Genomic DNA, 20,821 nt, shown 5'->3' on the forward strand with positions numbered 1-20,821 from the left:
CGAGCTACCCCATTCTACAGTTCGACCCTAATGTGCATTTGAACGAGCCAACAAGCCCGTAGTTGAGGTGGAACAGGTCGCCGGCCTCGTTGAATGAAAGCGTGTGCTCGTCATAGGTGAACGACTTTGCTTCTGCGTCGATCTTACCAAGGTGCACCAAGCGCCAGCCTTTGTCGGTCCTTTGGTGAATGCGAATTCCGTTCTTACTTCCGAGTGCGGTGTGACACTTTCCAGGCTTGAGTATGCCGATCATCGGGGATTGCTTGTTGAGGAAGATCGAGAACGCGTTGTTATTGTCCTTTTTCTCAGCCGTCACCCAATCCAACCAACTCGTCTTGAAGCCATTGTTCGTGGGGCAGTTGGGCCGGCCCGCGAAGACTTGTGCGGATGCGTCACCGCCGTAGCCGAGTAACATGCAAAACGTCAAAACGTGCGCTACCTTCACCTAAACTTCCTCCAAATTCTCATCGAGTTCATAGTAGAGAGTGTTGGGCGCAGCAGTTCAGCGTTGCCGCCATAACCTAGCTCTTTACAGAGCCAGCGGTCATGCCCGCAAGGAAGTAGCGTTGTGCAATCAGATACAGAACCAGAAGCGGAAGCGATCCGAGCACGCTCATCGCCATCATCTCGTTCCATTCAAACGCATGCTGGCCCATGAGCAACTCAATACCGATCGGAACGGTACGCATGTCCATCGACTTGGTTAGAGTAAGCGCAAAGAGAAATTCGTTCCACGCGAGCAGGAACGTATAGACCGCAGTCGCGACGATACCGGGCACTGAAAGAGGGACAATCACACGCCACAGTGCCGTCCAGCTTGACCCGCCGTCGACCAAAACCGCTTCATCCAGCTCTTTTGGCAGGGTGTTAAGATAGCCCGTCATCAGAAGGATGGCGTAAGGCAGGGTAAAGACCATATAGGTCAGGATCAGCGCGAAATAGGTATTAAAAATGCCGAAGGCAACGACCATGCCGAAGTAGGGGATCAGAAGGGTGATCGGTGGCACGGTCTGTGTGCTGATGATGAAGACGTTAAGCGTGTTCTTGAACCGAAACGAATACCGGCTGAACCCATAGGCCGTTAGAATGGCGATCAGCACCGTTAGAAGGGTAACCACTCCGGCGACGAGATAGCTGTTGATGAAGAACCGGACCTTGACCGGATCGTTGAAGATCGAAAGATAGGCAACGTTCGTGAAATGGTCGGGCAGCAGCCTCGGCGGCAGGGCAAAGATCTCGGTGTTCGATTTCAGAGATGTGAAAAACATCCACAGGATCGGAAAGCCCGCGAACACCAGACCTCCTGCAAGCCCGAGATATGTCAGTACGGTCGGTAACACGGTGTTGTTGAAAGAACGCTTTGCCATTGCCGGTTACCTGGCCTTCTGATGTTTGATGTAGAGGTATGTCACGCTCATCGACATGATCAGGATGAAGATCGCGCTCGCCGAAGCCAGCGAAAATTCGTAACTCGAGAACGCCAGTTTGTAGGTATAAGTGCTCAGCACCTCGGTCGAATGGATCGGACCACCGCCCGTTGTCATCCAGACCAGAGGGAAGACCTGCATCGTCCAGATGAAATCAAGCAACGCGATGCTGATGATGATCGGCATTAGCTGGGGAATCGTGATGTACCAGAATTTTTGGAACTCATTGGCGCCATCAATGCCTGCGGCCTCGTAAAGTTCCTTGGGGATACCCTGGAGGCCGGCCAACAGGCTGACCATGTAAAGCGGGTATCCCGCCCAAATATTCGCAAACGTCAACGCATGGAGCGCAGTTTTCGTCGAAGAGAACCACTCGACTTTGAAGTCCAAGATGTGGAGCGCCATCAAGATGCTGTTTACCACCCCATTGGTATCCAAGAGCAGCCGCCAGATGATCGCGATGATCACCGCGGTAAAGAGCCATGGTAGAATATAGAGAACCCGCAGGATGCTCCTGATCATCGGATCGATGCGTTGGCTATTGAGCAACAGGGCGAAGGCCAGACCGATCAGAAGATGGAAGATCACACTCATCAACGTGAAATAGAGCGTCTGTCCGACCGACTGCCAGAAAACCGGATCTTCGACGATCGTCACGTAGTTCTGCAATCCCACGAAAGCTGCATCTTTTTTCATGATGGCTCCGTCCATCAGCGAATAGCGCAGGACGGTGATCATAGGAAACAGCATCAGCAGAGAAAACAGAACCGCGGCCGGGGCGACATACAAAAGAGGAACAAGCCTCTTTCTCGTCTTGTAGGAAAGCAGGCCACGCTTGCGTGTCCTGGGCTTGAGTGTCCTGGCTTGTGTCCCCATCAGCATTTCATTGGCGCTGCTCATCAGATGTGATTTTCCACTTGGTCGTGAAGGATTGGTGGATGTGCCTTAATGGCAGCACGACAAATCACGCCGCGCTGCCAGAACGTTTCCGGTTGTGTTTTATTTGGCGAATTCAACCAGCCACTGCTTCTGCGTATTGGCAGCCGCGTCCTTTGCGGTTTGCTGGCCGTCGAACATCTTCTGCACTTCGACGTTCATATCGCGCATCAGGTCTTCAGCGACCGGCAGGCCCACGAATTCGTTGGCCAGATGACCGCTTTGGAAGATCTTGAAGGCTTCTTCAAAAAGCGGGTCCGATTTCGAGAAGTCGGGCTTGGCTTTCACGTTGCCCGGGAAGGCGTTGGCGATAGACACCAGGCGACCGTTCACGTCCGGACTCATCAGATATTCGACAAGTTTCCAGGCTTCTGCCTTGTGCTCGCTGCTGTCGCTGATGCCGATACCCCAGGAGGCATAGGGCAGTCCGCGCTTGCCCGTATAACCATCGACGGCAGGCAGCGCCGAGATGCCGAAATTCAACTTGGCATTACGCTCGCGGATCAGGTTGATGTGAGCCAGGGAGTCGACCATCATGCCGACACGGCCGTTGACGAACTCTTCGACCTTGTCCTGTTCCTTCTTGGCGAAGATACCGGGCGAGATGACGCCGGCGTCCTGCAGCGACTTGATATATTCGAGCGCACCGACGACCGCTTCGTTTTCCAGATCGGGCTTGCCGTCCTTCAGCATCGACGCACCCGAAGCCCAGACCCACGACATAACGTCGTTCTGGATGCCGCCGGGGTTTTGGAGGGCCAGCGGCAGCACCCAGCCGTACTCGTTCTTGTCCGGATTGGTCATTTTCTTCGCGGCATCGGCGAATTCAGTGCGGTTGGTCGGCATCTTGTCGACACCGGCAGCCTTGGCGAGATCGAGGTTGACGAAGACCGGGTAGACGAACGAGGCGAGCGGGAACATGACGCTTTGTCCGCTGACCTTGACGATGTCGGCGATCTGACTTGGATCATACTTGGCGTCAGCCATGAGACTGTCCATCGACGCGATCGCGCCCTGCTTTGCAAGTCCGTTGACCCACGCGCCGTCCAGACCGACGACATCGCTGAGCGTCCCCGACGCGGCACCAACCACGATCTGATCGTGCGTCGCGGAATAGGGGCCGCTGACAAGTGTGACCTTGATGCCAGGGTTTGCGGCCTCAAAGTCGTCCATGATGCCGCGCAAGGCACCAGCAGGCATTTCAGGTTCCCACCATTGGATGAATTCGATATTGGTCTCAGCAAAGGCACAGGTAGCACACAGTGCCCAAACAGCCGCAGCAGACTTCATCGTCGCAAGGTATTTTCTAACGTTCATGTTTCCCTCCCATGGGACCTATAATTGGCTCGATCCTCCCTAGATCGCAATCAAAGTAGGTTCCTTTCCGGATGTTTGTGTCAACGAAGAACTGCAATCGTGGCGGATCTCCAGACCGTCAGAGCGTTGACGGGTTGCGTAAGATACTGATTTAAATTGATTAAAGCGAAAGCTCGCCCAAGTATTTTTTCTATTTTGTGCATCGCACGCGAAGCATTTTTTCTTTACGTTCGTAAACAAATGAAAGTCTCCTCGCCCAAAAGAAAGCAAATGAAACCTGTATCGCCCGAAGGAAAAGGGCACGCGACCGGACTTGAAGCGCGTGGTCGGCCGGCACCCCAGCTTCGCAATGGCAAGGGGCTGTCGTTTCCCGAGGTTTGATAGGGTACTTCACGGTCAGGCGACCAATCGGGCCCTGCCACCGCCGGCAAATCAGCACACCGAACGCGCCAATCTGACGTCGAGCGAAGTTGCCCCATTTACCGACCAAGGCGCCGCCCAAATTTCCCTTCAATGCGACACGGCCGATGGATTTAGCCGTCAACCGAATCCCCACCTCGCAACCAGCACCGGTCGCAGCAGGCGGCTTAAGGCAACGGGTCCCGATGATCTCGTGTAGCCGATCTCAGCGGCGGAGCGAGATGGGAGGCAGGGGTTGCGTAAATGAGCTTTACAAGTGTCTACTCTTTGCGTGCACAATCGGCCCTGAAAGCTTGAAACAACATTTGCGAACCACCCGTACCCGCGCGCAGATCAACATCGTGAATCGGCCTAGATCGCGAGATGTGTCTGGGGATCGAAAAAGTGCAGCTTGGCCACATCGATCGCCAGGTTGATCAACTCGCCCGACTGGACCGCGCTGACGGCTTCAAACTTCGCCACGGCGTTTGCGGCGCCGCTTAGGTCTTCCACGGCATCAGGGTCGCCGGAATCGATCCGAACCGCGTCGATACTCAAATGGACAATGAGTTCGGAACCCAATTCCTCTATCGACTTTACAATTGCCGGCATCGTCGCGTAGTGCGATCCGGATCCCAGATTGCTATCATACAGATCTTCCGGGCGGATTCCGAAGATGACCGTCTTGCCTTCGAATGCAGTCAGATCGGGAGAGCGCTCAAGCGTGCTTGCCGGCACCGGTATCGAGAAGGTCGGCAGGTTGATCCTGCCATCGTGCAAACGGCCTTCGAACAGGTTCATCGACGGCGAACCGATGAACCCAGCGACGAACGCATTGACCGGTCGATTGTACAAGGTCTTGGGCGTATCGACCTGCTGGAGGACGCCGCCCTTCAAGACAGCGACCCGGTCGCCCATGGTCAAGGCTTCGGTCTGATCATGCGTTACATAGATCGTGGTCACACCCAGCTGTCGTTGCAGGCTGGCGATTTCTGCGCGCATCTGCACACGCAGCTTGGCATCCAGGTTTGACAGGGGCTCATCCATGAGAAACGCCGCAGGCTCCCGCACCATCGCGCGCCCCATTGCGACCCTCTGACGTTGTCCGCCAGACAGCGCCGCCGGCTTACTGTCGAGCAGCGTATGCAACTGCAGGATCTTTGCTATTTCATTCACGCGCTTCGTACGCTCGGCCTTGCTCTTTCCCGCAAGCTTCATCGAGAAGGCAATGTTGTCGAACACCGTCATATGCGGATACAGAGCGTAATTCTGAAAGACCATCGCGATATCCCGGTCCTTCGGCGCCAGGTCCTCGACATTCTCACCACCAATGCTCAAGGTTCCGCTGGTGATCTCCTCCAGCCCCGCGATCATGCGCAAGGCGGTTGATTTCCCACATCCCGAAGGACCCACGAGAATCAGGAACTCGCCATCGTGTATCGTCAGGCTAAGATCCTTAATCGCGTGGAATTTTGTCCCGAAGGTCTTACAAATTTTGTCCAATACAACAACAGCCACGTAACTTCCTCCCTATCATCAAAGCTACCCAAACCTCCGATAGCCCTCACACCACGCGCGGCGGCATTCAGACAAAAGCTTCAAGACCAGTCGCCAGTATCAACGCCTGAAACCAACAACCACGACGATCCGACCCGGGTCGACGCTTCGGGGGTGATGAGTTCTCAGTCCGCTGGCGCAATCGGTATGGGCACGGGCGCATTTTCTCCGGCTATCCATGCGAGACACGTCCCGTGATCTGGTAGAGCCATGCGGCCACCCCTCCCCGTGACCGAAATCGCGGCGGCGGCAGTCGCGTAAATAGCGCAGGCGACAGGCGGCTTGCCCTCTGTGAGGGCAAAGGCGTAGGCGCCATGAAAGCAATCCCCGGCACCGGTGGTGTCCACCGCCCTGACCTTATAGGCAGGGACGTGCCACAAAACAACGTCGTCCTTTTGCCTGACATAGGCCCCTCGGTCACCATCGGTTAGAACGACCGCAGCGCGGTCATCTGACCACAGCCTGCGCAGGATCGCCGTCGCATCGCTCTCGCCGGTATAGGCCTGTGCAAATCCTAAGGGCACCACCAGGTGGTTGGATAGGCCCATCAATCGTTCAGTCTCGAGTCCGATTGTCCATTCGATATCGGCCACCACTGCCAGACCCAGCTTGCGGGCACGAGCAACGATCGCATCGGCGTGTGTGGCATAGCCGTCGATCAACAGCACCTGGGCTTGCGCAAGGGTGCCGTCGGCCAGCACGTCAGAGGTTCCGTGCGGCACGTCATCATCGTAGGCAATGAATCTGTCGCCATCAGACCCGACCGTGATAACCGACCGGATTGGCCTGGCATCGGAACGACGCGGCGCGAAAGATATATCGACCCCGTGCCGTTCAAGCTCGCGGCCGCTAGCATCAGTGAGCGGCTGATCGCTCAGCCACCCGATGAAGCCGGCGCGTCCCCCCAACTTGGCGACCGCAACAAGTGCCGTCGCCACATTGCCACCGTGGTCCTGGGTGCGATTCGTCACCTTTCCTTTACCGGCATGCAACGGCCGGTCGACGTAGATGATGTCGTCAATCGCCAAGGCACCGAAGCCCAAAACCTGAAGATCGCGCGTCACGTGTCAGGCGCCTGCCGCCGCCAGCGCCTCTTGCGGCGCCATACCGTCGTGAATGACGAACTTGAAGGCGCGCGCGGCCATCGTCGTGTCACCGTGTCCCCACAGGTTGCGACCCACCACGGCACCCTTTGCGCCGGCGCGCAGCGCTTCGGAGGTCTGGATCAGAGCACCCAGAAGAGTGTCTGTCTTCGGGCCGCCGGCAATGACGATCGGGACCGGGCAAGTGGCCACGGTTTCCTGGAATGATCCAAAGTCACCAGTGTATCCGACCTTGATCACGTCAACTCCGGTCTCAAAGCCGATCCGCACGGCATAAGCGATTTCGTCGGGGGTGAATACGATCTTGCCGCCGTTTGCATAGTCGCGGGGATAAACGTGAGCAACGACCGGCATTTCGAAGCGGGCGGCCGCGTTGACCGTATCTGTAAGCCAACGAATGTAGTGGCCCTCGGTATCGCCACGCACCGGGATGGCGACGGCCAGCGCATCGGCGCCGTAGCGCACCGCATCTTCGGGTGTCGCGATCAACTGACGGATCCGGTCGTCGGGGGTAAAGCAGCCTGCCTGAATGACCAGCGCCGCCTTGCCTGCGTATGCGGGCCACAGATGACGTGCCGCACCGGGCTGAATGCTGATGTAGTCCGGCCCTCCGGCCATCACCCGCGCCAGCGCTCCGGGCAGATCTGCAAGGCCGCCCTCGCGGACGTTGCCGTAGCCCACGAAATGGTCGACCGCACCACCAAACAGATGCCCGGATGGATGTGAGAACAGACGCGACAGGCGAACTTTGGTTCCAAGGCCCATGACAAAGAAATCCCTTCATGATGTTTGATCCGGCGGTGAGAGACCCTAACTCGAAAGTAAAACAATACTCAATATTTCGATTTCTTTCGTTTTGATTTAAGAATACGATTGCATCTGGTAATTTACAAAAAAATGAGCTGCTATCTTAGGAATCTGCACAGACAAAGCGCTCGCAGATTTCGAATTTCGAAAGCTTGGCACCTGCACCAATTCCAACGGCAATTCGGGATCACATATGCTTGCAGAACAACGGCGACACCACATCATGCTGGAGCTTCAACGGACCGGTCAGGCACGCACCAGCCAGCTGGCGGAAAACTTCGGCGTCTCCGAGGTAACGATCAGGTCCGACCTGGAAATTCTGGATGCAAAGAAGCAGTTGATCAAAACGCACGGCGGTGCGATTGCCTTGCCAGCCGGCTCGCCCGCAGCGGCCTTCGAAGAACGCATGAATCGCAATTTCGACGCCAAACGGCGTATCGCACAGATGGCAGCGCGCCAGATCACGGACAATCAGTCGGTGGTGTTCGACAGCGGCTCGACGCTTCTACAGCTCGCCATGCAGATGCCACCGGTGACCAATGTCGTGGTGGCAACAACCGCCATGAACATCGCACAGCACCTCATGTATCGCCCGGGGCTGGACGTGCACATGATTGGCGGTCGGGTCTTTCCCAGCACAGTCAGTACGATTGTGTCGGATTCTGACAAAGCCGTGGGCGGCCTTGTGGCCCACCAGGCATTCGTCAGCGCGCATGCGATCGATCAGGCGTTCGATGTTGTCGACGTCTCGGAAGACATTGCGCGCACCAAGCGCAATCTGGTTCGCATGGCGCGGCGCGTGATCCTTGTGGCGGATTCCAGCAAATGGGATATCGGCGCTTCGTCGAAGGCCTTCTCATTGTCACGGGTCGATCTGATCATCACCGACAGCGGTATGCCTCATGGGATTCGTAGTCGGTTGGATAAACTGGGGGTCGAAGTCCGCTATGTGTAGTCCGGCTATTGCACCGCGGCTCTTAGAAACTGGCAAAGGCTGTATTGAACACGTGGCCATGCGAACAAAAGCAGCGCTCACTGACGAGTCGATCGCGCTTGCTTCCGCTTCGCACCGACCTCTTCGGTTCGGCCGGCGAATGCGACGGTAGCCGCTCAAGGCTTAACCAACTGTTTTTGTTGTTGAAGACGAAATGGCGAGCGCCCCTTTTTTGCCTCGGAGCCTGCGAGACAATTAATAAATTGACGCGCGTCATATTTTCTGGCGACGTAGTCACTGAACGAACCTCTATGGACAGAGTCGATTGCACTCGCGGCAATCCGGACGCATAACGGCGACAAACGGGCACATCGGCTTAACAAATGAATTGACTATGGATGGAAAACTTAACGCATAAGACAATGGAGGATTTCGCGAAGTCCTGTGGCATTTCCCGCCCGACCCTGTCCAAGTACTTTCACGACCCGACGAGCGTCAAGCCGGCAACGCGTGCGCTGATAGAGGCCGCACTTCGATCGACGGACTATCAGCCCAACCTTTATGCGCGGAACCTCAATCGGAAGCGCACCCGCAACGTGGGTATTCTGGTTCCAGCCCTGACAGACCCTTTTTACGCCGAGATGGTCAACCGGTTGGAATTGCGCTTAAGGGACGAAGGCTATTGGCCCATCGTGATCTCCTCGCATGGCTTGGCGGAGCTCGAGGCCGACGCCGTCAAGACGATGCTGTCGCTAAAGGTTGCCGGAGCGGTGGTCGCGCCGCTTGGCCTGAAGTCCGACCCACGCGTTTTTGAGAAACTCGCTCAAAACCTCCCCTTCGTCTATTTCGATACATATATCGAGGGAAATACGCCGTTTATCGGCAACAACAACTATCAGAGCGTCGCAACGATCGTCGATTATCTCTGCCGGTCCGGAGACGCGCCCGCCTATCTCGATATCCCGCACGTCAATCACAATTCGCCGGAGAGGCTCGCAAGCTACATCGCCACAATGGAGGCCCAGGGATACGAGCCGATGGTGATTGAGACGAATGCAGACTACACTTGGGATTTCGAGCGTATCGGATACGAGCAGATGGACGAATTGCTCGGTGCGAAACGGCTTCCGAGCAAGACCATCCTGTGCGCCAATGATCGTCTGGCTTTCGGCGTGATGGCAGCGGCGTTTGCGCGTGGACTTAAGATTGGCCGCAAGAAAGGCGACAACATTCGTATTGCCGCGCACGACGATCATCCTTTGAGCCGATACACCTGTCCACCGCTGACGACGATGGGGCAGGATTTCGCGTCCATGACCGCCGGCAGCGTCGATATGCTGCTGGCGCTTCTTGGCGATGGCGATGCGCAGGTACCGACGATCCCGCGCAAAGTCAGCCTTGACGGAACGCTGGTCATGCGGAAATCGGCGTAGCGCGCTGCCATCAGTGGTTCAATCGGCCGCCCTTTCGAGACTGTGCCAGGCCGCAACTGCTTCTTCTACCGCTTGCCGGGCGGCGGGAATGTATTTTCCCATCGAGACAAAGCCATGAATTTGCGCCTTCCAATGACGGATGATAACGCGGACACCATCATCCTTCAGTCGATTGGCGTAGTCCGTGCCCTCGTCCGCAAGAATGTCGAGGCTGGCAATGGCAACGAAGGCGGCCGGCGCGCCTGCGAGCGTTCCCGCCCGCAGGGGAGAGACTCTCCAGTCGGAAATGTCGCCCGCATCGCGGACATAGTGATCGCGAAACCAATTCATTGTCGCTGCGGTCAAACCAAAACCTTCGGAAAAGCGGCGGTAGCTGTCGGTCGTTTGTGCAGCATCGGTATTCGGATAGAGAAGCAATTGCGCTGCAATCGGCGGGGCGTCGCCTGAGCGCGACATAAGCGCCAGCACAGCGGCAAGATTGCCGCCGGCGCTGTCACCTGCCACGGCGATCCGACGCGGATCGATGCCGAGCTTAGGGACGGACGACGCCATAAAGGCGAGCGTTGCCGCACAATCCATCACTCCGGCAGGAAACTTGTGCTCAGGTGCCAAGCGGTAGTCCGGGCAAATCACCGTACACGCGGCAATATTGGCGAACCACCGGCAGATTTCGTCATGAGACTCGAGATTGCCAATCACCCAGCCGCCGCCGTGAAGATAGAGTAGGCCAGAGCCGTTTTGAGCCGGCGCGCCGATGCCGCGATAGATGCGCAGAGTGATCGGGCCGTTCGGGCCGTTGATCCGGAGATCTTCAACGGAGGCGACAGGCTCCCTATCGCCTTGCAACATCGGGCAACCTGCATCGTAGTCGATGCGAGCCTCCTCCGGCGTGCCGGTTTCAAAGGGCCGTTGCTTTTCCCTCGCACCCATATCTAGAACACGCCGTGCGCCGTTGTCGATCTCTTCCACCATGCCCGCCTCTGCCGTGTTTCGCTCAAGCCAGAAAGCTTCGAGCTTCATCTTCACCAAGCAAAGGCGGCTGTTCCAGGGTCGCGCCAATGCTCACCGACTGATGACTTTCACCTGAGGTAAGAATGGCCTCCATGATTTCGAGCACGTGCAGGGCGAGGTCCCCTGATGCGCGTGGCGCCCTTCCGTCATGCAGCGACCGTACGAGGTCGGCAACGCCGAGCATGCGATAGTTTGCCCGATCGGGTGCGTTGAACGGCCAGTTCCGTTTACCGTAGAGCTCGGCTTCGCTCTCAAAATTACGCCAGTCGGCGCCACGCTCGGAGAGAGAAACCGTTCCACCGAATGTATCTGGGTCGGGTAGGCGAATGGACCCTTCCGTGCCATGCAACTCGATAGGATGGTTGGAGTGACGGAAAACATCCCAGGATGCACCGAAATTCACGGCCGCGCCCGACTGAAACTCAAGCAGCGACAGGACGTTCGTCGGGGTGCCGACCTTGAATGTGGTATTTTGAAACGGACCTTCTGCGGTGATCAGGCGTTCCTCCTGGCCTTTCGTCGCCATGGCCATCACACGCACAACGGGGCCGAGCAGATTGACCATCATGGTCAGATAATAGGGGCCCATATCGAAAACCGGACCACCGCCTGGTTGATAGTAGAACTGCGGATTGGGGTGCCAATGTTCCATGCCACGCCCCATCATGAAGGCGGTGCCGCTCACCGGACGTCCGATCGCCCCTTCCTCCATCAGACGCCGAGCGCGTCTGCCCGCAGCACCGAGGAACGTATCTGGCGCCGAGCCGAGAAGGAGACCGCGCGCGCTTGCTTCCGCAACCAGGGTCCGGCCGTCGGCAGCCGAGGTCGCCAACGGCTTTTCGGTGAAGACATGCTTGCCGGCAGACAGCGCAGACATGGTGACGTCGAAGTGTACTGCGGGAATGGTCAGGTTGAGGACGAGGTCGATCTCGGAATCGGCAAGAAGCTGATCGACGCTTTCGGCGCGGATGTTGTATTCGCGTGCGCGAAGAGCCGCCATGTCGGCCGAGATGTCGGCGCAGGCGCGCAACTCGATGCCGGCAAACAGCGCGGCGTTTTTCAAATAAGTCATAGAGATATTGCCGCAACCGATTACGCCAAGGCCGATCTTATCCTTTGTTTTTACAACCATATTTCTTATTCCTCCCGAAATCACAAAGCTGTTGCATCCACGATCGGCGCTGCCACCCAAGGTGAGACCAGCTGATTTAAAGCATTTTATTTATTGACGCGCGATAATTTTTTATGAAACATGCGATAATGCTGGCGCGGGAATTTTGGAGGTTGCCAGTCGTTCGTGGGAGGCAAAAAATGACAGATTTCGGGGAAGCGTCAGCAGGCTCGAACGTTGCCGTTCCGTCAACGATGGTCGATCGTCGGCAGTTGCGTATAGGGACGGCGGGCGCGGCGCTCAGTGCCACGACCATCGGCGTTGCAGTGGCCTGCATCACTACATCCTGAACTCGCGGATCGTGTCGGTAGGAACCATGGCTCTTTGCTTATTCACCGGCTCGCTCGCTGCCTACACGCTCCCGCGTGAGATCGATGAAGCCGCGCGTATGGACGGCGTCGGCGTCCGCTGCCCGCTCCGGCACACCATCCTGCCGATGTCGCTTCCCAGCCTGGTGACCATGGGCCTGCTCGCCTTCATCACCGCCTGGAACGAGTTCCTAATCGCCCTTGCGTTTACGTCCAATAGCGACAGCCAGACCATTCCCGTGGGGATCGCCGTTTTCATGAACCAATATTACGTGCCCTGGGGAGACATCGCCGCGGCCCCGGCGGCTGTGACGGTACCGCTTGTTGTTCTGGTCCTGTCTTTCCAGCGGCACATTCTCGAGGGCCTCGCACAGCGCGGAATCAAGGACTAATAATATGACCAAGGATTTGAAGGTCGGCTGCCAGACGTTCACATGGGAAATGCTCGGCGGGGCGTGGACCGGAACGCCCGACGACCTGCTGTCGGCGATCTCCGCTGCCGGTTATTCCGGCATAGAAATAACGGATACGATGATCGGTGGTTACGCCGATAGGCCGGCGGATTTCGCCAAGGCTTTGACGGCGCGTGGATTGCAGCTCGTATCGTTCGCCTTCGGCTCCAAAAGCGGCTTTACGCTCGCCGACCAGATCGAAAACGACTTGGTGGCAGCACAACGCTGGATCGATTTCGCCGCCAGATTTCCAGGTGCGCTCGTCTCCATCGGCTCGGCGACGGTGGTGTCCGAAGGGCCACTCGCCGACAAGTTTGCCATTGCTGCCGAGTTCTACAATCGTGCCGGCGCGCTGGGCAAGGCATCCGGCATCGACATTGCCGTCCATCCGAGTTCGCACCACAACACGCTGCTTTTCAACCGCGCGGACTACGATCGGATTTTCCTTCTTCTCGACAGCTCATTGGTCGGCTGGGTTCCCGATACCGGTCATATTCTGCGCGGTCACGACGACATCCTCGATACGATGCGCACTTACCAGGATCGCATTCGCTATCTGCACCTCAAAGATGTCGATGCGCATGATCGATGGGCGATGCTCGGCCAGGGCATACTCGATACGCCAGCGGTCATCGAGATCGTAAGGAACGCGCCGCGCTTCAACGGATGGCTGGTGCTGGAAGAAGAATCCGAGGCGGCCGCCGCCGATCCTGCCGGCGCTGTGAAGATCAACCGCGCAACGATGCGCACATACGGCGCCTGAGGAAAAAGAGAATGATCCAAAAGGAAAATCGCCGTCTTCGCGTCGGTGTGCTCGGTTGTGGACCGATCGCCCAGTTTGCGCATCTGGAATCCTGTGTGAAGGCCACAAACGCGGACCTCTACGCCATTTGCGACGCGGCACCTGATCTGCTTGCCCGGATGGGCGCGACTTACGAGCCGCAGAAGATGTTCGGCGACTACGACGCCATGCTGGCCGACCCCGATCTGGACGCCATCATTGTCGCGACCTCGGACGCCTATCACGTGCCGATGTCCATCAAAGCGCTCGATGCCGGCAAACATGTCCTGTGCGAGAAGCCGATCGGCGTTTCGGTCGCGGAGGGTGAGCAGCTTGCAGACGCGGTCAAACGCTCCGGCAAGATCCTGCAGGTCGGCCACATGAAGCGTTTCGATCCAGCGCTTGAGGCCGCGCGTGATTTTGTTCGCGACGATATCGGACAGATTTTCGCACTGAAGGCATGGTACTGCGATTCAACCCATCGTTATACCAATACCGACGCGGTGCAACCGCTTCCCGTTACCAGCAAGTTGGCGCGCAAACCTGCCGGCAATCCGAAAGCCGATCTGCGGCAATATTTCATGCTCGCGCATGGCTCGCACCTGGTCGACACGGCTCGCTTTTTCTGCGGCGAGATCACCGCCGTGCGGGCGCGGCTATTGGAACGTGCCGGCGTTTATTGCTGGTTCGTGGAAACCGAATTTGCCAATGGCGCGCTCGGCCACCTCGACCTGACGGTCGCCGTCCGCATGGATTGGCATGAGGGTTTCCAGCTTTACGGCGAAAACGGTTCCGTTCTCGCAAAAACATTCAATCCCTGGTACTTCCGTTCCAGCGAGGTCGAGATCTTTCATGAGAAGGATGCGACAAGCCGAAAGCCGCTTGGCGCGGACGGACACTTCTTCCGCCGGCAGCTTGAAGGGCTCGCCGATACCGTACTCAACGGTGCGCCCATGCGCGGTGCCAATGTCGACGACGGCATCGCCTCGATCCGAGCAATGGTTGCGATCGCGCGGTCAGTGGAGACCGGAGACCGGGTGGAGATCGCGTCCGTGACGGGGTCGGTCTGATGAAGATCGGAATATTCTCCAAAACCTTTCCGGGCACCGATCCTCTGGCCGTGCTGTCTGCGGTGCGCAACAGCGGCTATGCAAACACCCAGTTCAACCTTGCCTGCTGTGGTCTGCCGTCGATGCCCGATACTGTGCCGGGCGATGTCATAACGGCGATCCGCACGGGCGCGAAAACCGCCGGCGTTTCGCTTGCGGCCTTGTCCGGGACCTACAACATGGCCCATCCCGATCTGTCCGTGCGGGAAACGGGCATGCGGCAGCTCGCAGTTATCATCGAGACGGCAGCCGCACTATCCATTCCGCTTGTTACCCTTTGCAGCGGAACCCGCAACGCCGAAGATCAATGGGCATATCATCCCGGCAATGCCGATCCGTCGGCTTGGGCGGATATGGCAAAGGAGATGTCGAAAGCCCTGGTGCTTGCCGAAAGGCACGGCGTCGAACTCGGCATCGAACCCGAACAGGCCAACATCGTCACCTCGGCCGCGGACGCCAAGCGGCTGATCGCCGAGATGGGCTCCACTCGGCTGCGCATCATTCTCGATCCGGCCAATCTGTTTGAGACGGCAGCGCCGGCCGAAGCACTTGCCATCGTTACCGAGGCTGTTGAAACGGCAGCCGGACACATCGCCATTGCGCATGCGAAGGACCGCTGTGCCGATGGCCGTTTTGCCACTGCGGGACAAGGAATCGTCAATTTCCCGGATTTCATCGCGCGGCTGAAGGCGACCGGCTTCGACGGTCCACTCGTCACGCACGGTCTTTCGGCGGCAGAGGCGCCAGGTGTTGCCCGCTTTCTCGAAGGATTGATCTGATGGCAAGAACGGCAGTTCTAATGCGCGACGATGCAAGGCTTGCCGTCTTCGAAAGCGGCCAAGGGCTTCCGGTCCTCTTTCAGCATGGATTGGGGGGCGACGAGGCGCAGGCCGCTCAAGCCTTTCCTGATCTGGAGGGGTTGCGGCGGCTGACGATCGAATGCCGTGGCCACGGCGCGTCGTCGCTTGGCAGCACGCGGCCTTTTTCAATCAGGATGTTTGCAGAGGATATTCTGGTCGCGGCCACAGATCGCGGGATCGACCGTCTGGTGGTCGGGGGCATTTCCATGGGTGCGGCGATTGCGCTGCATTTGGCCCACCACCATGTCGAACGCGTCGCCGCACTTGTGCTCGTCCGGCCCGCCTGGACATTTACGGCCGCGCCAGACAACTTGGCGCCGATCCGCGTCGTTGCAGATTTGATCCGGTCCCATCCGCTCGACGAAGCCAGAACCCTTTTCTCGAACTCCGAAATTGCCGCGCATCTGAGAGAAAACGCCCCGGATAACCTCGCCTCCCTGCTTGGCTACTTCGACCGGCCAGATGCCGCTGCGTTCGCAGAAGTCCTTGCCGGCATTGCTGCTGATGGACCTGAGGTGTCGCGTGCAACGGCGGCGGCCTTTGCCATCCCGACCATTGTCATCGGCAACAAGCAAGATGCCATACATCCACTGCCGTCCGCACATGTCCTTGCCGAGATCATACCGGGTGCCAGTTTTGTCGAAGTCGCGGCCAAGGCCACGGACAAGGCCCGGCATTTCGCGGACGTCCAAGAGGCCATTGCACGATTCCTAGCATCCAACACCATCCGGAGCCTCGTCACCTCATGACGTCCAAAACCCTTTCTGGCCCTGCCGCCATCGCCTCTCTGCCCCGCAACCGCCTGCTCGGCGAGTTCTCTCTCTGGTCGGCCGATCTTGTCAATATGGAAGCCGATTTGAAGCGCATTGAGCCGCACGTGGATCTGCATCACATTGACGTCGCCGATGCGCGCTTCACGCCAGGCTTCCTGTTCTTCCCCGATTTTGTCGCTCGGATTGCCCAATCGACGGCTAGACCGATCCATGTGCATCTCATGGTCGAAGCCGAAATCGTCGAAGAACAGACACGACAGTTTATAGAGGCCGGTGCCGACCTCATCAGCGTTCACGCGGAAAACGGCGAAGCCGGCCTGCGTGCGGTTCGGCTTGCGAAGACACTGGGTGCCGAAGCCGGCGTCGTGTTGCGACTGGAGACCTCTGTTGCGGTGGCAAAGCCGTTCCTCGAGCACGTTGCGTTCATGACATTGCTCGGAACATCGATCGGCGTCAAAGGACAGAGCCTCTCCGAAAAGGCATGCGACCGGCTGATCGAGGCCCGTTCGCTCTTGAGGCAAGCCGGACGCGAAGACCAGGTGATCCTGGCTGCCGACGGTGGCATTCGCGAGCAGACCGTGCCGCGCCTGCGCGCAGCCGGAGCGCAGACGGTCGTTCTCGGCTCTCTCGCATTCGGCGACAAGAATCTGAATGACCGAATGACCTGGCTGCATGGACTGGAGAGCAAAGTTCAGTGACCAAGGTTGCTCTCGCCTTTGATCTGGGTGGTACGGAACTTCGCGCCGCGTTGGTGAGCAAAGAGGGAAACCTTCTGTCGTTCGCGGCCGCGCCGACGCACGCGGCCGAAGGACCAGAGGCCGTGATCCACCAGATCGAATTGCTGGCGGCGCAGATTCGGGCGGAAACGCCAGATCTTGTTCCCATCGGGGTTGGTATCGGCGCGCCCGGCCCCCTCGATCCCGAAGCCGGCATCGTCATCGCGCCGCCGACCTTGGCCGGATGGTACGAGGTTCCGCTGGCCGACATTCTTTCCAACCGCTTGGGGCTGCCCGCAAAGCTCGAAAATGATGCGAACGCGGCAGCGTTTGGCGAATGGCGATACGGTGCTGGCCGCGGAGCCGGATCGATGGTGTTCGTCACCGTTTCGACCGGCATTGGCGGCGGGGTCATCGCCGACGGACGTATTCTCCACGGCAGGCGCGGCCTGGCTGCGGAGATCGGTCACATGACGATCACCAATGAAGGCGAGCGGTGCTTTTGTGGTGCGGTCGGCTGCTTTGAAGCCGTGGCATCCGGCACCGCCCTCGGACGGCGGGCAACGGCCCGTACTCGACAATTCGACGGATCGATGCTGCGCAACCTGTCAGCCGACCTAGATGTGACCGGGCGGCACGTTGTCGAAGCAGCGCGAAAGGGCGACCGCCAGGCGCTGGAGTTGCTGGATGCCGAGGCTCGCTGGATAGGGATCGGCTTTACCAACCTGCTTCATCTTTACTCCCCCGATACGATCGTCATGGGCGGCGGAATTTCACACGGTTTCGATCTCTTGCATGACACGATCGTGGCGACGGTTCGCGACCGAGCCATGCAGGCATATCGCGACGTGCCGATAGTTGCCGCGCAACTGGGTCGTCATGCGGGCCTTGTCGGCGCAGCCAGCCTTGTCCTTTGGAACGATCACAGCACAGACTCTGCTGCGCAAGGCCTTGCTGGCTCGGATACTCCCGGCGCGAACACGCTCGCAAACGAAGGAGAGGTCAATAGATAACGTCAAGCTACGCCACGTCCGCAAGTCGTAGGGTGCTGGGACATTCCTTCTCGATTTCAATGGGATACGGGCAAAGCGCGAAACCTTGGTGTCTTCGGAGGTGCTCTTGGATGCCACGCTGGGCGCGGCATCCCAAGTTTTACTTGAGGAGAGAACCGCGATCCTCTCAATTTCGACGGGCGCATTGTGCGGCATTCGGCGACGCCTGATCCCGAGCCGTTCCAACAACAACACCCATGAAAATGGCCGCATCGTTTCCAATGCGGCCAGCCTATCTGATTTGCCGGAATTCTCACACACCCCGTTTTCGGGCGGGGCTTCGTTTCGACAGCCTTGTTTCGGCACAGTCTAGCAGCAGCGAAAAACCCGCCCTGAAGTGCCCACTCCAAACCTGGCATCCTGACGTTCGCGGAAGAATTCCGCCTCCGACATAAGCGGTTCGTCCGGATGGGTCTCCTGACGGTGCTTCACATAGGTTCGGTAGTCAGGTACGCCAATCATCAGCCTGGCAGTTTGGCTAAGACGCTGGCCTAACCTGCCAAGCTCACTCGGCAGGTTGCAAATGCTGCAGACCATTGTCCACCTCCAGGGTCGTGGCCGTCTTGGTGCGGAGCGCTTTCACGATGGTCGTTAGGCCAAAGACGAGCATGGATATGACGACGACCATGAAGGCGGCGCAAAGTGCTGCATCGACATAGTCGTTGATGACGATGCGCTGCATCTGCTCGAGGGTCTTGGCCGGGGCAAGTACCGTTCCCTCCGCCAGCGCCTTGCCGAAACGTTCGGCATGGGCAAGGAAGGAGATCTTCGGATTCTCGTGGAAGAGCTTCTGCCAGCCGGCCGTCAGCGTGCACAGGGTAAGCCAGGCAGTTGGGATGAGCGTTACCCAGATGTATCGCTCCCGTTTCATCTTCACGAGGACAACAGTGCCCAATGTCAGAGCGATCGCTGCCAGCATCTGATTGGCGATGCCAAAGAGCGGCCAGAGGGTGTTGATGCCGCCGAGAGGATCGACCACGCCCTGATAGAGGAAATAGCCCCAGGCCCCGACCGCCAGACTGGTCGCAACCAGATTGGCGGCCCAGGAATTCGTCGCCTTCATGGCCGGAACGAATGTCCCTGCGAGATCCTGGATCATGAAGCGGGCGACACGCGTGCCGGCATCAACCGTCGTCAGGATGAACAAGGCCTCGAACAGGATGGCAAAATGATACCAGAAGCCCATCATCGCCTTGCCGCCGATCACGCCGGACAGAATTTGCGACATGCCGACGGCAAGCGTCGGCGCGCCGCCGGCACGCGACAGGATCGTCTTTTCGCCCACGTCACTCGCCATCTGCGTCAGTGCATCGGGGGTGATGACAAAACCCCAGGCGGAAATGGCCTGTGCAGCACTGTCAGCGGTGGTGCCGATAAGAGCCGCAGGCGAATTCATCGCAAAATAGATACCCGGTTCAAGCACGCACGCGGCGATGAGTGCCATAATGGCGACGAAGGATTCCATCAGCATCGCGCCATAACCGATGAAGCGAGCCTCACCCTCATTGGCCAGCATTTTCGGCGTGGTGCCCGATGAGATCAGCGAATGGAACCCCGAAACGGCACCGCAGGCGATGGTGATGAACAGGAACGGAAACAGCGAGCCCGCGAAGACCGGACCCGACCCGTCAATGAAACGGCTGATTGCAGGCATTTTCAAGGGCGGCATGACCACGAGAATGCCGATCGCCAACCCGATGATCGTGCCGATTTTCAGGAAGGTCGACAAATAGTCACGCGGCGCCAGCACCAGCCAGACCGGCAGAACCGCGGCGATAAAGCCGTAGCCAATGAGGAGCAGCGCAAGGGTTTCCCCCTTGTAGGTGAAGAGCGGCGCCAAGACTTCGCTCTCGCTGATCGGTTGCCCTGCGATTATGGACGCCATGAGAAGCACGAAACCGATGATGGACATCTCGGCAATCTTGCCCGGACGGATGTAGCGGCTATAGACGCCCATCAGCATGGCGATCGGGATCGTCGCGAAGACGGTGAAGGTTCCCCAGGGGCTGTCAGCAAGCGCCTTGACGACGATGAGAGCCAGAACCGCGAGCAGGATCACCATGATCATCAGGATGCCGAACATGGCGATCAGCCCGGGGATCGGCCCCATCTCGGACTTGATGATGTCGCCAAGCGAACGGCCGTCACGACGGGTCGATAGGAACAGGATGATGAAGTCCTGCACCGCACCCGCAAAAACGACGCCAGCGAGGATCCAGAGCGTGCCGGGCAGATAGCCCATCTGGGCTGCAAGCACCGGCCCGACGAGAGGACCCGCCCCGGCAATGGCGGCGAAGTGATGACCGAACAGGACATTCCTGTCAGTCGGGACATAGTCGAGGCCGTCATTGCGGCGCACCGCAGGCGTGACGCGGGCCGGATCGAGCTTCAGCACACGATCCGCGATGAACAGCGAATAGAAGCGGTAGGCAATCAGATAGACGCAGACGGCGGTAATCACCAGCCAGACCGCATTGATGGACTCCCCCCGATTGAGGGCGACGACGCCGAAGGCGCCGGCACCCACCGAGGCAACGCAAATCCACGGCAGGACTGCGGATGCCCTCCGTGGCAAATTGAAACTACTTGTGGCCATGAACTCTCTCCCTATGCACTTTTGCCATGGCGTGGCAGTGCGGGGGCGAGGTTATTGTGCTTATCAAGACCGGGGCACC

The 20,821-nt window shown here is 58.3% G+C and carries 23 protein-coding genes; 12 read left to right on the forward strand and 11 right to left on the reverse strand.

Annotation, left to right across the window (positions count from 1 at the left end; translation table 11 throughout):
- Window positions 1-4 precede the first annotated feature (4 nt).
- The 4 genes from WI754_RS26595 to WI754_RS26610 all read right to left on the reverse strand — a co-directional run bounded on the left by WI754_RS26595 (window position 5) and on the right by WI754_RS26610 (window position 3,680).
- Window positions 5-445: a hypothetical protein gene (locus tag WI754_RS26595; RefSeq protein WP_349437975.1), complete on the reverse strand. Its 441-nt coding sequence runs from the start codon at window positions 443-445 to the stop codon at window positions 5-7.
- A gap of 76 nt (window positions 446-521) precedes the next feature.
- The gene (locus WI754_RS26600) at window positions 522-1,367 is read right to left on the reverse strand and encodes a carbohydrate ABC transporter permease (RefSeq protein ID WP_341486988.1); all 846 of its coding nucleotides are present in this window, start codon (window positions 1,365-1,367) and stop codon (window positions 522-524) included.
- 6 nt (window positions 1,368-1,373) lie between these two features.
- Window positions 1,374-2,327 carry a sugar ABC transporter permease gene (locus WI754_RS26605; protein WP_341486989.1) on the reverse strand — a complete coding sequence of 318 codons (954 nt, stop codon included), beginning with the start codon at window positions 2,325-2,327 and terminating at the stop codon, window positions 1,374-1,376.
- A 99-nt stretch (window positions 2,328-2,426) separates the two neighbouring features.
- Complete coding sequence (locus tag WI754_RS26610) at window positions 2,427-3,680, reverse strand: sugar ABC transporter substrate-binding protein (protein WP_341486990.1); 1,254 nt, start codon at window positions 3,678-3,680, stop codon at window positions 2,427-2,429.
- 156 nt (window positions 3,681-3,836) lie between these two features.
- Here WI754_RS26610 and WI754_RS26615 point away from each other — a divergent pair, with 156 nt between their 5' ends.
- Complete coding sequence (locus WI754_RS26615) at window positions 3,837-4,061, forward strand: hypothetical protein (RefSeq protein WP_349437977.1); 225 nt, start codon at window positions 3,837-3,839, stop codon at window positions 4,059-4,061.
- A 390-nt stretch (window positions 4,062-4,451) separates the two neighbouring features.
- Here the strand turns inward: WI754_RS26615 and ugpC are convergent, their stop codons facing one another.
- The 3 genes from ugpC to WI754_RS26630 form a co-directional block, all read right to left on the reverse strand.
- The gene (gene ugpC, locus WI754_RS26620) at window positions 4,452-5,597 is read right to left on the reverse strand and encodes a sn-glycerol-3-phosphate ABC transporter ATP-binding protein UgpC (protein WP_341486991.1); all 1,146 of its coding nucleotides are present in this window, start codon (window positions 5,595-5,597) and stop codon (window positions 4,452-4,454) included.
- A 164-nt stretch (window positions 5,598-5,761) separates the two neighbouring features.
- On the reverse strand, window positions 5,762-6,700 hold the full coding sequence (locus tag WI754_RS26625) for a PfkB family carbohydrate kinase (RefSeq protein ID WP_341486992.1): 939 nt from the start codon (window positions 6,698-6,700) through the stop codon (window positions 5,762-5,764).
- 3 nt (window positions 6,701-6,703) lie between these two features.
- Complete coding sequence (locus tag WI754_RS26630) at window positions 6,704-7,504, reverse strand: class I fructose-bisphosphate aldolase (protein ID WP_341486993.1); 801 nt, start codon at window positions 7,502-7,504, stop codon at window positions 6,704-6,706.
- A 235-nt stretch (window positions 7,505-7,739) separates the two neighbouring features.
- On the opposite strand from WI754_RS26630, the gene WI754_RS26635 reads away from it, so the two are divergent.
- Complete coding sequence (locus WI754_RS26635; RefSeq protein ID WP_341486994.1) at window positions 7,740-8,501, forward strand: DeoR/GlpR family DNA-binding transcription regulator; 762 nt, start codon at window positions 7,740-7,742, stop codon at window positions 8,499-8,501.
- Between the two features lie 377 nt (window positions 8,502-8,878).
- Window positions 8,879-9,913, forward strand: coding sequence for a LacI family DNA-binding transcriptional regulator (locus WI754_RS26640; protein ID WP_341486995.1), 1,035 nt, complete (start codon window positions 8,879-8,881; stop codon window positions 9,911-9,913).
- Window positions 9,914-9,931: 18 nt separating this feature from the next.
- Here WI754_RS26640 and WI754_RS26645 read toward each other — a convergent pair whose 3' ends face one another.
- A complete protein-coding gene (locus WI754_RS26645; protein WP_341488016.1) occupies window positions 9,932-10,885 on the reverse strand; it encodes an alpha/beta hydrolase in 954 nt (317 codons plus the stop codon).
- A 22-nt stretch (window positions 10,886-10,907) separates the two neighbouring features.
- On the reverse strand, window positions 10,908-12,056 hold the full coding sequence (locus WI754_RS26650; protein WP_341486996.1) for a Gfo/Idh/MocA family oxidoreductase: 1,149 nt from the start codon (window positions 12,054-12,056) through the stop codon (window positions 10,908-10,910).
- A 179-nt stretch (window positions 12,057-12,235) separates the two neighbouring features.
- Here WI754_RS26650 and WI754_RS26655 point away from each other — a divergent pair, with 179 nt between their 5' ends.
- The 9 genes from WI754_RS26655 to WI754_RS26695 all read left to right on the forward strand — a co-directional run bounded on the left by WI754_RS26655 (window position 12,236) and on the right by WI754_RS26695 (window position 18,459).
- Window positions 12,236-12,385, forward strand: coding sequence for a hypothetical protein (locus WI754_RS26655; protein WP_341486997.1), 150 nt, complete (start codon window positions 12,236-12,238; stop codon window positions 12,383-12,385).
- Window positions 12,386-12,411: 26 nt separating this feature from the next.
- A complete protein-coding gene (locus WI754_RS26660; RefSeq protein ID WP_341486998.1) occupies window positions 12,412-12,795 on the forward strand; it encodes an ABC transporter permease subunit in 384 nt (127 codons plus the stop codon).
- A gap of 4 nt (window positions 12,796-12,799) precedes the next feature.
- A complete protein-coding gene (locus WI754_RS26665) occupies window positions 12,800-13,618 on the forward strand; it encodes a sugar phosphate isomerase/epimerase (RefSeq protein ID WP_341486999.1) in 819 nt (272 codons plus the stop codon).
- A gap of 11 nt (window positions 13,619-13,629) precedes the next feature.
- Entirely contained in the window at window positions 13,630-14,706 is a 1,077-nt protein-coding gene (locus tag WI754_RS26670; RefSeq protein ID WP_341487000.1) for a Gfo/Idh/MocA family oxidoreductase, read from the forward strand.
- Window positions 14,706-15,524, forward strand: a complete 819-nt coding sequence (locus WI754_RS26675; protein ID WP_341487001.1) for a sugar phosphate isomerase/epimerase — start codon at window positions 14,706-14,708, stop codon at window positions 15,522-15,524. Before WI754_RS26670 ends, WI754_RS26675 begins: the two co-directional genes overlap by 1 nt.
- Window positions 15,524-16,354 (forward strand): alpha/beta hydrolase, encoded by an 831-nt coding sequence (locus WI754_RS26680; protein ID WP_341487002.1) that lies wholly within the window; start codon window positions 15,524-15,526, stop codon window positions 16,352-16,354. Before WI754_RS26675 ends, WI754_RS26680 begins: the two co-directional genes overlap by 1 nt.
- Complete coding sequence (locus WI754_RS26685) at window positions 16,351-17,076, forward strand: D-allulose-6-phosphate 3-epimerase (protein WP_341487003.1); 726 nt, start codon at window positions 16,351-16,353, stop codon at window positions 17,074-17,076. The genes WI754_RS26680 and WI754_RS26685 overlap by 4 nt, the downstream gene beginning before the upstream one ends.
- A complete protein-coding gene (locus WI754_RS26690) occupies window positions 17,073-18,107 on the forward strand; it encodes an ROK family protein (protein ID WP_341487004.1) in 1,035 nt (344 codons plus the stop codon). The genes WI754_RS26685 and WI754_RS26690 overlap by 4 nt, the downstream gene beginning before the upstream one ends.
- Before the next feature lie 106 nt (window positions 18,108-18,213).
- On the forward strand, window positions 18,214-18,459 hold the full coding sequence (locus WI754_RS26695; RefSeq protein WP_341487005.1) for a hypothetical protein: 246 nt from the start codon (window positions 18,214-18,216) through the stop codon (window positions 18,457-18,459).
- Here WI754_RS26695 and WI754_RS26700 read toward each other — a convergent pair.
- On the reverse strand, window positions 18,456-18,662 hold the full coding sequence (locus tag WI754_RS26700) for a CstA-like transporter-associated (seleno)protein (protein WP_341488017.1): 207 nt from the start codon (window positions 18,660-18,662) through the stop codon (window positions 18,456-18,458). The two genes, WI754_RS26695 and WI754_RS26700, sit on opposite strands and share 4 nt — an antisense overlap.
- Complete coding sequence (locus tag WI754_RS26705) at window positions 18,652-20,742, reverse strand: carbon starvation CstA family protein (RefSeq protein ID WP_341487006.1); 2,091 nt, start codon at window positions 20,740-20,742, stop codon at window positions 18,652-18,654. The genes WI754_RS26700 and WI754_RS26705 overlap by 11 nt, the downstream gene beginning before the upstream one ends.
- Window positions 20,743-20,821 lie beyond the last annotated feature (79 nt).

The organism is Pararhizobium sp. A13, assembly GCF_040126305.1.
GTDB lineage: Bacteria > Pseudomonadota > Alphaproteobacteria > Rhizobiales > Rhizobiaceae > Pararhizobium.